The organism is Noviherbaspirillum album (genome assembly GCF_035916955.1).
GTDB lineage: Bacteria > Pseudomonadota > Gammaproteobacteria > Burkholderiales > Burkholderiaceae_D > Noviherbaspirillum > Noviherbaspirillum album.
The window spans coordinates 1-13,604 of sequence record NZ_JAWIIV010000039.1 but is presented as its reverse complement, the minus strand read 5'-3'; the positions used below and the strand labels follow the sequence as shown (position 1 = coordinate 13,604).

The 13,604-nt window shown below is 58.7% G+C and carries 8 protein-coding genes and 2 pseudogenes; 7 read left to right on the top strand and 3 right to left on the bottom strand.

The genetic code is table 11. The features are described from left to right. Positions 1 to 48: 48 nt before the first annotated feature. Positions 49 to 1,446 carry a hypothetical protein gene (locus tag RY831_RS27525; RefSeq protein WP_326509532.1) on the bottom strand — a complete coding sequence of 466 codons (1,398 nt, stop codon included), beginning with the start codon at positions 1,444 to 1,446 and terminating at the stop codon, positions 49 to 51. 157 nt (positions 1,447 to 1,603) lie between these two features. On the opposite strand from RY831_RS27525, the gene RY831_RS27520 reads away from it, so the two are divergent. Together RY831_RS27520 and RY831_RS27515 are read left to right on the top strand one after the other, a co-directional pair. Then, on the top strand, positions 1,604 to 4,189 hold the full coding sequence (locus RY831_RS27520) for a josephin domain-containing protein (RefSeq protein WP_326509531.1): 2,586 nt from the start codon (positions 1,604 to 1,606) through the stop codon (positions 4,187 to 4,189). A 259-nt stretch (positions 4,190 to 4,448) separates the two neighbouring features. After that, the gene (locus tag RY831_RS27515) at positions 4,449 to 5,390 is read left to right on the top strand and encodes a DUF4214 domain-containing protein (RefSeq protein WP_326509530.1); all 942 of its coding nucleotides are present in this window, start codon (positions 4,449 to 4,451) and stop codon (positions 5,388 to 5,390) included. Between the two features lie 211 nt (positions 5,391 to 5,601). Here RY831_RS27515 and RY831_RS27510 read toward each other — a convergent pair whose 3' ends face one another. Continuing rightward, the gene (locus RY831_RS27510; RefSeq protein WP_326509560.1) at positions 5,602 to 6,384 is read right to left on the bottom strand and encodes a hypothetical protein; all 783 of its coding nucleotides are present in this window, start codon (positions 6,382 to 6,384) and stop codon (positions 5,602 to 5,604) included. A gap of 5 nt (positions 6,385 to 6,389) precedes the next feature. On the opposite strand from RY831_RS27510, the gene RY831_RS27505 reads away from it, so the two are divergent. The 3 genes and pseudogenes from RY831_RS27505 to RY831_RS27495 all read left to right on the top strand — a co-directional run bounded on the left by RY831_RS27505 (position 6,390) and on the right by RY831_RS27495 (position 8,768). Beyond that, the gene (locus RY831_RS27505; RefSeq protein ID WP_326509559.1) at positions 6,390 to 6,836 is read left to right on the top strand and encodes a hypothetical protein; all 447 of its coding nucleotides are present in this window, start codon (positions 6,390 to 6,392) and stop codon (positions 6,834 to 6,836) included. A gap of 65 nt (positions 6,837 to 6,901) precedes the next feature. Then, positions 6,902 to 6,985: pseudogene (locus RY831_RS27500) on the top strand (IS6 family transposase); the annotation flags it as partial. 355 nt (positions 6,986 to 7,340) lie between these two features. Beyond that, positions 7,341 to 8,768 carry a hypothetical protein gene (locus tag RY831_RS27495; protein WP_326509529.1) on the top strand — a complete coding sequence of 476 codons (1,428 nt, stop codon included), beginning with the start codon at positions 7,341 to 7,343 and terminating at the stop codon, positions 8,766 to 8,768. A 330-nt stretch (positions 8,769 to 9,098) separates the two neighbouring features. Here RY831_RS27495 and RY831_RS27490 read toward each other — a convergent pair whose 3' ends face one another. Beyond that, a complete protein-coding gene (locus RY831_RS27490; protein ID WP_326509528.1) occupies positions 9,099 to 10,736 on the bottom strand; it encodes a hypothetical protein in 1,638 nt (545 codons plus the stop codon). A gap of 427 nt (positions 10,737 to 11,163) precedes the next feature. Here RY831_RS27490 and RY831_RS27485 point away from each other — a divergent pair. Next, positions 11,164 to 11,439: pseudogene (locus RY831_RS27485) on the top strand (IS3 family transposase); the annotation flags it as partial. An 82-nt stretch (positions 11,440 to 11,521) separates the two neighbouring features. Beyond that, positions 11,522 to 13,604, top strand: a 2,083-nt coding sequence (locus RY831_RS27480; protein WP_326509527.1) for a DUF6861 domain-containing protein, incomplete at its 3' end; no start/stop codon positions are given.

The following is a 13,604-nucleotide window of genomic DNA, read 5'->3' as shown; positions in this document are numbered from 1 at the left end:
CCCATCCCGCAAGGGCCGGAAAGCAACAAGCCGCGCCCTTGCGAACACTCATCTCCTGTTTTCAAGACTCTCGGCTTCAATACGCGGCCCATCACCCTCCGCGCCCACATCATCCGGCAGCGCCAAGCGGTATCCTCGGGGCACAGGAATCCTTTCGTCCACATCCAGCGAAGGAAGCAGCAGCATATTGTCTGGTCTGCCTTGCTCTATCCAATCCAGGATGATGTGTGCCGTATGGATTCGCTCAGCTTTGTGTTCTTGCGTTGCCAAGTCAACCCAGTCTTTGAGGTCTTGCTGATAAGCCAAGGCTTCATCTTCACCAAGACCCTGAACGGTGGCGCCAGCAGCGCGTACATCCTTCGGTTTGATTGTGGTATCGCTGGAAGGGGATGATCTCGACATCGAGCGTGAACCACCGGGTGACCCGGTTGCCGTGGCCCGGTCCATGGCTCCATCTTTGCCAGGACTTTGGGCAAGGTCACCAGCCCCATGCGCCTGGCCTGGCACGCCAGCCATCACTTCCGCGGCCGAAGCAGCGCCAGCACGACCCGGCTTGATTGTGGAAGCACTGGAACCCCTGGACAAGGAACGCTTCCCGTCAGGCGATAGAGCGTGCGGAAGGTCTTCAATGGAATCATGTGCAAGTGGCGTCGATCTACCTGTCGCGTCGTCGCGCTGGCCGCCGCCGGCGGCTACAGGCCCTTCATTCACGGTGTCGGCGGCAAGAGAGGCGGCAGGTACGGCATCTGTCGCAATGCTCTTATCCCGGTTGCCTATGTTCTCAGCCGTCGACGGACTCGCGAGTGGATTGCCACGGCTGAGAATCCTGATGTCTTTCGGCTGTGCACCAGGAATCGCCAGGCTTGCCAGCCTGTTATTCTCGACATTCAATTCTCTTATCCAGGGAGGCAAGGGAGGAAGTTGCGTCAGGCCCAGGTTCTCGATGGATAGGCTGGTTTGCTGTCGGGTACTCGCCAGGAGAGTCGTTATCCGCCTGGCGGCTTCCCTCCGGTTTTCGCTCGGATCGGTGGCTGCCTGTGCCCAGTGCGCTACCGCGTTCATATAGTGCGCTACCTGCTCCAGTTTTGATTGAGCGGGCGATTTTTTTGTCTTCACGAATCCCAGTCCCCACTTCGGTATCGTTGTCGTTTGCCAATCGTTCAGCTGCAGATTGTCGGCATGGCGGGTTCGCGCTTGCCTGGCCTCTTCAGATTTAAGAATCGTCGGAAGGCGAAGTGAGTAATGTGGAGGCAATTTAAACATTGTCGGCCCCGATCCAGGTCTGGAAATTAAAACACGCACCACAAAAGTATTGCCGTGCGCAGGCTTGCAATACAAGTCGCAATGCGTGCCTGCTTCGTTTCTTCGACCGATTGGACGGGAACATGATTGCCTCTCTTCTGAATGACGATGCTGTAAGTAGAAGAACGACACAATTGGTTCCATGCGGATCCTCCGGATCGGCCCCTGGCTTGGGATGCGTACGCCTGCCTTGATACACCCATCCCGCGCAATCCCATGCAATTCCTAGAGGTCAATGCGACGATTGGAACTCATGGCGGCTTCGCCCCACTCATGGGACTTCTCATTCCCGAACAGCGCCATGATCCCGCACAATCGCCTGCCGTCCTCATCCGCCGCCGCCTTCGCACATCCTTCCGCCGCAGCCGCGCCGTCTTCAACGGCGCAGGCAGCGCCGCAAAACCCGCAAGCACTGACCAGCCTGAGCGGCCAGTTCATGCTGGAGTTCGGCGGCGCACCCGGCCAGGCGCCCGTCGAGCGTTTCATCGTGCCGCCACGCAGCCGTACGGAACCGGCGACCATGCCGGACCAGGAGGTCATCAACCTGCTTTCGAGCATTAGCCGCCTGGCCGATGCCTGGCAGTTGACGTCGCAGCACCATGCGCAGGGAGGACGCACGCTTACCTTTACCCGCCCCAACCGCGAGAACGATCCGCGTGAACCGGTGGTGACGCTGTCGATCGGCCGCGACAACGCTTTGCGCGTGTTCCAGGTCGACACGGTGGGCAGAGTCGACAACTGCTGGTTTGCGCCAAAGATTCTCCCGCAGCCCCTGGCTCGGCGTCCGTCACTGGGATTGCTGCCGCACGCGCCCCACGGTGACAATGCCGCCGCAGGGAAGAAGCACCGGCTTACGCCGCCCTCCCCACCACCGGCCCGCGCTCCGCAGCCGGATGCGACGGCCGGCCCGTCATCGGCGACGGCGACATGGACCCATGCGGGCCTGCGGCAGCAAGCGCAGGACAACCAGGCAAGCACCGTGATCAACCGGTATCTGGAGCATTTCCAGATGAACTGGCATGCCTTGAGTCCGGAACAGCAACGGGCCGTCTGGAACGCCGCCAGCCATGTGCCGCAGGATGCACCTCATCCCGAAGCCGCCCGCCAGCACCAGGTCCAGGCAGCCCTGTTGCGCATCCAGGTGCCTCAACGCATGGCATGGCTGTCTAGCCTGCGCCAGGACGAGCCGCTGGTCATCGATACGGCGCATCTTGCGCAAGACAACCAAGTTGCAACCGCCTATGCCGGCGCAACGGTCGACGGGCCGCATGTCGACGAGTTCGGCGATCCGCACTTCTATCTTGAAATACAACCGCCGGGTATCTGGAGTTGCGCCGCTCACGCCAGTCGTGCCATGGTCGGCGCCCCATGGCTGTCGATGACCGAATTCGCCCGGCACGAAGCGGCGGTCGATATCTCGAGGTCGGTGCCGGGACCGGGGCCGAGGCCGGAGCCGACACCGGAGCACATCCAGGCGACCGAGGATCTCCAGGGCATGCAGGGCGTGCATCCCGAAACCGTGCAAGCCGTTCTCGAGCGGATGGGTATGCCTACGCATAGTTTTACGTCCGTGGCCATCTCGGATGCGGACGGGACGCTGCGTACCGATCAAGCGCAGTTCGACTTCCTCGATACGCTCAACACCGACCGCCTGCTCCTGCAATCCGAGATCACCCTGGACGACAACACGGGCGCCTCCCATTGGGTCGCCTTGCGCCGGGACGGCGAGCAGTGGGTGCTGCTCGACAGCCTGGCCGGGGTGCCGCAGCACGGCGTGCAGCCATCGCAGTATCTGCGCTCCCAGGGCGCGACCCACTTCAACGCGATCTGGCCGCAGCACCGGCTGGTGGCGCACCCGGCCGCGCACGGGGCGGAAGCAGCGTCGGAAGCGGGGTCTGAGAGAAGTTTCGACGCCCATGACAATCGCACCGGCGCGCATCGATCCGACCTTGAGGCAGGACCGTCGAACCGGATTGGCTCGCAAACTCGCCAAGATGAGTTTGCCCCGCTGATATTGGACTGGAGCGCGGTACCTAACCAAGCAAACATGCGTGGAAAACCCAAGAGCAGCCAAACAAAGTCCAGCTCGGGACGCACATACGCCTTCAGGACCGCCACTTCTCACTGGACGAAGTCGAAGCAGCGCCAGCAAGAATTCGCACCGCTGCTGGAGGCCTGGAACGCAGCGACGAACTCGAACAAGCATGCCGGCCCAAACCTGCTGCAGCGACTCGCGAAGTTGGGCAGCCAGGAAGCAGCCCAAGGGCGCGGTACGGTGGTGGAGGACTCCGACGGTCGGGTGCGTCAGGTCCGTGTGCAGCTGGCAAAGGGGGTGCCGTCGGTGGATATCTGGCTTGGGACCTATCCCAGCGGTCTGCCCAACGTACGTCTCGCGCCCCCTCCCGGCGACAATGCCGCGCGCAAAGTCCTTCTGGAAGCCATGTTTAGCAGAAAGAAGGTGCCCGTCAATGTCAAGGTTATTCAGACGGGGTCTGCGCTCACAGCGAGCTACAGCGCCAAGCAGAGCGCAGTTCACTGGACTTCGCGCGCAAACGAGTTTGGGGATCTGCTGGCACGCTGGAGCGCAACGACATTATCGCTACAGCCGTACAGCGGCCCAGCGATGCTGCGGCGACTCGCGGAATTATGCACCGAGGAATTTACCCAAGGTCGCGCCACGGTAGTGGCAGGCTCCGATGGGGAGGTGCACGAGGCCTCCGTGAGGCTGCAGGAAGGAATGCCTGAGGAAAGGATCTGGTTCAGCTCCCTCCCCAGTGGCCTGCTCAATCTGCATCTTGCCCCCCCTGCGGACGATGTTGATGCGCGTACCGCCCTGCTGAAGGCCATGCGCCGCTTATTCAAAGGTTCTCAATTGTTTCAGAAGTAACCTCGGATCGCCGGAGACGCGGCACCTCCGGCAGGCCCATCCCCGCCCTCTTCGCCGATGCGTCCGAGAAATATCAAAGTTCGGAGCCCAAGTGTTGAATCAGACGCAAATTCCCTGCCGGCATTGCTGGCACGATGGTTCCAGAACACATCGCGCATGAAAAGCGTCTTAGGCAGCGTCTTAGGCGCCCATGCCGGCATGGTTCTGCAGCACAGACACTTCATCTGCTTTCCATTTGAATTGAAAGACGCGAACATCCATGGCTACCGTAAATTTCTTCACGCCCGTCACAGGCAACAGTCCAGCGACCTGGTCCACCGGCACCGTAACCAGGGCAACGACTACTGAAATCACCATCACCAACGGCGCCAATAGCGCGAACTACATCGGCGCCTATCAGTTCAGCCCCGAAGGCTACCTGCTTGGCGGCACCATCAACGCCTATGAAAAGCTCGTTGGCGGAGCATTGGCTTCCCGCGTAACGGGCACTTCCGTCAGCATAGAGACGGTCGACAGCCTGATCGCCGCGGGCGATGTCTCCGAAATCGATGCCTATGGACTCGCCGGTGCGGACACCTTCACCGGATCCGCCGGCAAGGACTTCATCCGCGGCTATGACGGCGACGACAGGATCGACGGCGGCGGCGGCATCGATACCGCGGTATATTCGGGCAACCTGGCCGACTACACGATCATGGCCATCACCGACGGCCCGACGATCACCGGCTACTCCGTGCACTCCAGCGCCAATAACGAAGGCACCGATATCCTGGTCAACGTCGAGCGCCTGCGTTTTGCCGATGCCACCGTCGGCATCGATACGTCCGGCAATGGCGGACAAGCCTACCGGCTTTACCAGGCCGCCTTCGACCGCGTGCCCGACGCTCCCGGCCTCGGCGCGCAGATCAACGGCCTCGATAACGGCATGTCCCTCCTGCAGATCGCGCAAAACTTCATCGACTCCGCCGAGTTCGGGATGAGGTACGGCGCAGGCCTCTCCAACGAGGCATTCGTCACTCAGCTGTATGCCAATGTACTGGATCGCGCCCCCGATGCCCCCGGTCTGGCCGTGCAGGTCAACGCCCTCAACTCCGGCATGTCGCGCGCGCAGCTGTTGGTCAACTTCTCGGAATCCGCCGAGAACCAGGCCAATATCATCGGCGTCATCCAGGATGGCTTCGTATTCAGCCCGGTCGGCTAAATCTTAGCCGAGACCTTACTGAGGGTTTGACGACGCCGTCATGCCCGCCGATCCGGGCGAGGCGCACGGTGTTGCAGGACGCGGGCTCATATGCCATGAACATGAGCCCGCGTCCCTATCAATCGACATCTAACTATCTCCATCTATATCCATCTATCTTCATCTATTAAATCGACAGCTGCACCCGAGTACTCGAGGACGCTGTGTCGGTTCAAGAAGATGACGAGCCCACCAATTTGTAATCTACCTGCCCCTCGGCCCCTTGCCGACGTTCATAGACGTATCTCGGCGCCTTCAACAATCTTGTCCATCGTTCATCCAGTGGACTAACCGGTGTGCCGTCATTCAATACGATCGCCTTGTTATCCTTGCTCCATTTTTCCATCTTGGCCATGAATGCCGACGGATAGTCCTTTGCCATGCAAGCAATCTTCGTCCAAGGATCGCAGATAACCAAATGATCCGGCCAATGTTCGAAGTCCTGCGCAACAACCGCAGGCGGCACGGGACCGATGATGGCTGCGGTATGCATGCCGCTGATTCCAAGTTTTCCAACTGTCGCCGATGGATCAAGCGCTTTAATATGGTCTTCTGCGATATGTGCGAGCGTATCGCACGTTTGACTCTTCAACTCCCATATTTTCCTTGAATATTCGGAAGCATCGTCACCATTCAATACATTGATGGACCTGATGCTTTCGAGCGAATCAGCTGCGCGTTTAACCCGCTGAATCTCATTCATCCTTTTTGTCGGATCAGGATCAAGAAACACTTTATTGAACGACTTGTCGCCCCTTTCCCTGTTGTACAGTTCCTTTCTTATGTGCTCAAGCGCCACCCGCGACAGATTCAAATTCTTCTCAGCTGCATGCTCATTTAAGTTCGAAGACTCCGTTGGCTTCGTAGCCAGCGCTTGCAGTCCGACATCCTGTCGAGAACCGGGGTGATGACGCTTTCTCTCCGGTTGAGAAGCATCTGGTCCTTCACCTGCCACGCCATGTGCGGATCGCCCTGGCTTATCGTGAATTTCAAGGTCTTCACTTCCCGACGCTGACCGCCTGCGCTTCTTCCCTTTCAAGTCAGTTGTCGTTGCTGTCGTTGCTGTCGTTGCTGTCGTTGCTGTCGCCTCAGCCCATTGCATGGGTCGTGAAGATGCCTGAGATGCTGGCGCTGGAGCTGGAGAAAGCAGGCGGACTCTCCAAACACTTTCACCTCCTTGCCGGACATGAAGACTGCTTCCGGCATTTTGACTGCTTGCCACTGCGGACGGGCCGGGCAAGATCTTTTTTGGCTCCGATTCACGCGGTGGAGTATGACTCGTCGACGATGGGCCAGGTGGAGATGGAGAGCGAGGAATGGCAGGCATGGTTTATCGTGAAAAACGCAAGTTGGCCCATATGTGGGTTACAAATTGCGATAGTTCCATTTTGGGTTCCGTTGCAATAGGCCGGCTTCACCAAAGCGGCTGGCTTGATTGCAAAAAAATCCCGATGAACGACGCATAACGCCGAGTGCTCAAGCGATTGCATTATCCGCTGGAAGTCGTGCTGGCCTGCGTGCGCTGGTGCGTCGCCTGTCCGCCGAGAAGCCGGCACCAAGTACGCAATGCGATGTTGAATCGACATTGCCAATGGAACTTGCCACGCGCCGACAACACTCATGCCCATCAACGACTTGCCAGGGTGCATTTGGCTTACTTGGCGCGAAGGGCGTACGGCATGGCGAACCTTGCTGACAACACCTTTCTTTCATCAGCAAGGATCAATCATGTGTCCCACCAATTCTTCTCCGCTCAGATCACACTTGGCTTCCCACCCTCCCACCCGGGCACCGAGCCCGCAAGGCCCGGAAACGGCGAGTTCGCCCGGCCCGTCCCATGTGGGCGAATCGTCCACCATCAGGGCCTCCGGCTCTACCAGTACGCCGGCGGGCCAATACCAAGGCGGCAGCATGGCTAAAGTAGAAGCCGTTGAACTAGCGATGAAATTAAGAAGGGAAGTACTGGGCAGAACTCATAAAGCCTTCATAACGACCTGGCGGCAAGCGCGATACGAACTACCATTGGACGAGGTTTTGAATCTGGCCTTAAAAGAGTTCGAACTGGATCAAAAATACAGGATAGTGTTACAAGCCTTTATTAACACCATACCTTGCCTTGCGGCCATAAATAATCTGTCTACGGCAGATGTCTTCAATCACTCCAAGCGGAATGAATTGTTAAAGGAGTTCATTACGCTTTATGGCCGAGGAAATGAAATTGGTTTTGAAACATACTTTGTAAAGATATGGGATGCCTTTGCCAAGACGCCCACGATCCAAGGGCATATCAACGCCGCTGCGCAAGCGATCGTCAAGACGGAAGACGACGTCGATCCTCTCCCACATCTAAGCAATCCCGTCATTGATGCCACGGAAGAAGCAAGCACCTTTCAGACCAATGTCGGACAGGCCAAGGCCATTCCAAGCTTGGCCTTGCAACAAGGCGGCTCCTGGAATACGGGCACGCAATTGCGTCCCGTTGGCGGCGATTGGGAAGTGCAGATCTTCGATCGTTACCCGGCGCATGTCGATATTCAACGAATGTTCAACGGATTCCCGATCAGGGATTTCGCTGAACCCTGGCATGTCGCCAAGGAATTTGCGGCCGACGACGACAAGTACGCAGTCCATCCCAATGTTGTCATCCATGAGCCCGCGATCTCGGATGAAGGTATTGATGTGCTTAAGTCATGGGCGGAACACCTTGGCGATACCACTCCGATTGAAGAACTTAAGGCACGATGGACGGCCGAGATCATGGCGGAATACGAAGCGGCCAAGCAGAATCGGCCACCGCCATCGGCAAGCGTTTGGGAAGTGGTTAAGATCGAGAAAAAGCACTGCTACTACACTGCGCAGTATGAAGCGCTCAAAGGCGGGTATGGCATTGTTTGCATTCCTGGCGCGAAGCAGAAGGTCAATAGCATGATCATGCCGTTCGGCGGGACGGAAGTGGAAGACAAGAAGGCGTTCACGGCCCGGTATGGCGAGAACTATTTCGACAATTATGCGATGGAATGCGCACACCCGGAGGAACCCGGCAGAACCGTGCATGTTGCTCCCGTAGGTAGCCGGGCCGGGATGTTCAACGGCAAAGCGGATAAGGACAGGGATGAGGCTCATGTCATTGTGGTTGACGTGTTCATCGAACTGACGGATAAGCATGGCAACCGGAAAAAGCATGTGAGGCCGCATCTTTACCAGGTCAAGGAGGTTCCTCCCAACAAGCAGGCACTGATGGATTATCTGGGCAATTATTTTGAGGACCGGCGCGCCAACCCTGCGGGCGGGGCTTCTTCCAGCGGGGCTCCGGTTATCAAGGAGGAACCGCAGGATTGAAGACATTATTGATTCCGCCCGAAAAACAGTTCATTTTTCGGGTGGGGATCACTTTCACGGCTGACAGCTTATACCAATCCCAAGTCATAACATGACAAATGAGATCGATGGATTTTTTCGCCTGGCGAGGCCGAGGTGCGGATCAGGAATCCATAGCGGACTATGGATGACGAGCGCAACGCGGCCAGGCGGAAAAAGACGCGATCTCATGTCATGGAATGACTTGCGACTGGTATTAAACTACCGCCTCAAACTTGGGGCCGCTATAATGCGCCCCAACCTGGCCGCGGCCTGAAAGACTCAAGCTCGGAGGCTTCCACTCCTGCCGATTCATACTCCATGATCGAAAGAAGCGCCATCCGGCTCGGGACTGACACTAACCCTGACCCAGCCTTTCGAGGACGGCTCTCGTTTAGCAGGAGTTCCCATCTTATACTTCTCCCCGTAGCTCACTTTAATTTGCCGCTCGGCGTCCTCATCCTGCACGACTACTGCAATGGTTTCAGTACGATCCTTTCCATCCTTGTCAGTCAGCTCAAATGTTACGGGGTCGAAGAAAGCATTGGTTTCCCGGCTGTTGACAACCAGTTGGCCATTACTCAATTGTTTAAAACTGGAGTTAATCAGCTGCCCCGCATCACCGGTGCCGTATGGCGCATAAACTACCTTTTTGCTCTTTCCAAAGGGCGGGACGGTGACGCCATAGTCTTTCATGATCTTCTCACCCTCCTCTTCACCAAAGTGTGCCATGTAAGCAGCCTGTTCCTCTTGATCGAGGCATTTAACCCCACCAAAGAAACATACGACTTTTCCCAACCAGATTCCCGGTTGGGCGTCATGAGCATACTCTGAAGGTTTTGCTCCATAGCTACCTACCAATGATTTTCGCTCCATGTCGTTGTCGCAATGCTCTTCTTTCACGACGATGATTTGCAAACCATTGGAATCAGGTGCCGCCGCTCCACGCATCGAATGCGTCAGCATGGTTGAACACGATTCCTTGACTTTATCAATAAAAGTTTCTTTGTCCGGGAACATCTTGCCATTGCCAATATTTTCCCTCGCGAGCCCACAGAGTTTCTTCTCCATGGTTTTGGTAAAAATCACCTTCTTGACACTTACATTCGGGGAGCAAAGGTAGGGGTTTTCAGGATCGGCATACGCAGGCGCGACCTGGTCGATGGTCGCGAGGTCCCTTATGGGAAACAAGAATCGCAAGCGCGCGTCATAGATTTGCTTACCGGTCGCGATAATGACCTCGACATTAGCAGTCGATGGCACATCGTTGGCGGAAGGATTAAAAATTGCCTCCCGATGTTCAGCGATTGCGCCGTCTCTTACATATGCAATCTGGGCCGAATTCATGCGCCATGCCCGCATTCCCTCCACTTGCGGTGGAGGCGGAGGAAGTTCCGGTGCAAGTGCGCTCGTCTCGACTTGAGCAGGTACAGCTGATCTCATCCGTATTCTTTTTGAATGGCGTGCGACTTGGTCGCCGGCATTTGAAGCCGAGTTGGAAGTTTGTTGTCGAGCCCATGCTCCCTGGCTCAAATGGTGATCTCTGTTCGCAATCTGAGCCAAGCGCTGCAGGGGCATCATTTCGAAACGGAGAGCATTGAATCCATGAAAAGTTGTCAGGGCCTGGGCAGCATGCGGTCCGCGAGCGATTTCCAGAACCTGCACTTTATCAAGGCCTTTCCTTTGCAGATCCATGAAACACTTCGAAAGCGTTGGCGACGTGCTGTCGGAGATACCATGCATTTCCGCATCGGTCAGGCCCAACTCTCTCTGGGTCTCTGACGCTATCCTGTTGAGAACGCGATGGCGCGCGTTGTTGCTCGAGGGCGAGCTTGCAGAAGAAGATCCTTGTATTGGATCAGGGTTGGGCTGAGCCGCAGGTTGATGCTGGGGTGCAGGTGCCACCAAGGTTAATGGTACATGTGGTGTGTGCTGGCCTGAAATGTTCATGTGTCACTCTATTGGCGGTTGAGATTCGTTGCGTGGACCGCGAGTGGTGATACCCCTTGCGCGGCAATTCCTGAATTCAAAGAAAACGTCAGTGGCATGGCGGATGAAATAATTCCATGAGGTTTCGGATTTTTTTGATCACCGCAAATTTAAGGGCTCTGTTGCAGTAAGCCGGTTCTGCTGGAGCGTTTTCGCCCTGGCCGGCCTAGTCGAGGCCGAGGCAGAATGCCGCTGAAACAAGGCGTGACGACGCGACATGGCCAAGCGCGGCATGGCCAAGCCATGGCAAGGAATCACAACGCAGTGCCGGCGGCATTCTGTCCGGGATCGGCAGGCAGGTCAGGGTGAAAACGCTCTAGAAAAGTGGAGCTTTGCTTGATGAAACCGGCAAGAAAGACCGTACCGAGGAGCAAAGCATGAGTAAGAGAACAAGACGCTTGCCGAGGTCTTTCAGCAATTTGATGTGCATGCGAATCAAGTGAAAGAATGGAAATGGCTGTTGCTCGAGCGGGCCGCCAACGTGTTCGATGGTGGCGTAACGACCAAGTCGGTCAATGAACTGGCCCTCATGACGCTTCACGCCAAGATCGGCCGATTGACACTGGAGAATGATTTTCTAAAAAAGCGGGCGCATCAAGGCGGGACTGCTGAGCGCAGAGAAATGATCGGCCGCACTCATGAATGGCCCAAATCGCTCATGTGTTGCCAAAACAACATCACTACAGTTGAAACAATGCTAACATCGCGCGCTGCTTTTGATTCCTTTCAGACAACATTCGCCCGCCATGTCCAGTCTCGCTTTCCTGCGCTCTCCCTCCGTTCCCCACCTCCACAAGCTCCAGCGCCTGCTCGACGACTACCAGCGCCAAGCCACCGACAGCGCCGCTCCGCTGCGACTGGCCATCGAGCAACGCCTCGCCGCCTGGTCCTTTTCCTCCTCCCTCGGCTTCGATTCCCTGGTGCGCCAGGCCAACGCCCGCATTCCCGCCCTGCGCAGTGCCAGCTGCGTACTCCACGCCCTCAATGATTCCAATCCCCGCGCCCGCCTGCTGCTGCGCCAGGAACTCGACGGCATCGACCTGACCTCGGTCTGGAGCAGCCTGTGGGAAGCCCTGGCCGAGGCGGCGCTGTACCTGGGCGGCGGCCTGGTCATCGGCGGGACCGGCGGCGCGGCGCTGGGCTTTCTCGCCGGCGGCGGCGGCGCGGTGCCCGGAGCCATGGCCGGCGCCTCCGTCGGCGTGCAGGTCGCCGGCCACCTGATGGCGCTCATGGGCCTGCCGGGGCTGGCCGAGGACATCGGCGAAGCGGTCGTGGAAGTCGGCAAGGCCTATGGCGGCGGCTTTGCCCATGCCTGGCAGGCCGGACGCCTGCGGCCCGGGGAGGCGGCGCCTCAGGCGCGCCACATGCAGCAGGCGGTCGAGAGTTTCGCGCGCGGCCATGCGATGCTGGTGCGCGCGCTGCTGCGGGCGATGTTGCAGGCCATCTTGCGCGGCGGCGCCGGCAAGGCCCGCCTGCTGGGCGAACTGGGCAACAGCCGGCTCGGTCCCGGATTCGGCAGCTGGCTGCAAGCCAATGAGACACGCCTGGTGCGGCATTCGGCGTTGCAGCCGCCCATCAAGGCCGAGGCGAAGGTACCGGCACCGCCTCCAGCTGCAAGCACGCCGCCCAAGCCGGCGGCACAGACCTCCGATGCATCCCCGGAGACTGCCAAGCCTGTCAAGCAGGGCGAAGGCTTGCCCTGCAAGAGCTGCGTGAAAACTGCGCATCCGGTCAACCCCATCTTCGGCTGCAAGCTGCTCGAAGGCGATTCCGAACTCGACTTCGACCTGCCGGCGCCCCTGCCCCTGCCCTGGCAGCGCATCTACTGCTCCGACAATCCCCATGCCGGCATGCTCGGACAGGGCTGGAGCCTGCCCATCTCGCTGGCCCTGCGGCTGAACGAAGACGAGGGCGAGGTGATCGTGCTCGATCCCCAGCACCGGCAAGTCACCTTCTCGCAGCCCGGCATCGGCCAGTCGCTGTACTCGCCCTTCGAGCACATCACCCTGCAGCGCCTGAGCGCGGCCCGCTATGCGCTCATCGACCGCGACGGCCTCGGCCACATCTTCGAGCGCCATGGCGACGGCCGCCATGCCCGCCTGGTGGAAATGCGCAATGCCAACAAGATCAGCCTCCACATCCAGTACAACAGGCATGGCCAGCCGTCGCGCATCCTCGACAGCGCCGGCCGCACGCTGGTGCTGCACTACGAGCACCACCGCCTGCGCGGCGTGGCCCTGCAGCGCAGCCATGTCGATGCCGAAACCGGTCTGCCGGTGCAGCAGCACATCCCGCTGGTTGCGTACGACTACGACGACGCCGGCGACCTGGTGGCGGTGCGCAACCGCGCCGGTGAAGTCATGCGCGAATATGCCTACCGCAACCACATGCTGGTGCGCCACGCCACCCCAGGCGGCCTCGTTGCCGACTATGCGTACAGCGAAGACAGCCCGCGCGGCAAGGTGCTGCGGCACTGGACCAATGCCGGCCATCGGCTCGACTTTGCCTACCATCGCGGTGAAACGGTCGTCACCGACCAGCTCGGCAGGACACAGACTTACCGCTACGACGACAAGCAGCGCCTGACCGGCCAGCGCGATGCCTCCGGCGGCGCCACCGCCATCGCGCTCAGCCAACATGGTCATCCTGTGGCGGTGACCGATGCCGCCGGCCGCACCACCCGCTACCGGCATGATGCGCGCGGCCGGCTCATTGCCATCGAGCAGCCCGACGGCGCCGTCACGAAGATCGCCTACGACCCGCATTGGAGCAAGCCCTCGCTTGTCACCGACGCCATGGGCGGCATCACCGCCCTGCGCTATGACGAAT

Coding starts and splice junctions, on each gene's coding strand:
- RY831_RS27525 (WP_326509532.1), bottom strand. CDS start 1,446: ATGGAACCAATTGTGTCGTTCTTCTACTTACAGCATCGTCATTCAGAA.
- RY831_RS27520 (WP_326509531.1), top strand. CDS start 1,604: ATGATCCCGCACAATCGCCTGCCGTCCTCATCCGCCGCCGCCTTCGCA.
- RY831_RS27515 (WP_326509530.1), top strand. CDS start 4,449: ATGGCTACCGTAAATTTCTTCACGCCCGTCACAGGCAACAGTCCAGCG.
- RY831_RS27495 (WP_326509529.1), top strand. CDS start 7,341: ATGGCTAAAGTAGAAGCCGTTGAACTAGCGATGAAATTAAGAAGGGAA.
- RY831_RS27490 (WP_326509528.1), bottom strand. CDS start 10,736: ATGAACATTTCAGGCCAGCACACACCACATGTACCATTAACCTTGGTG.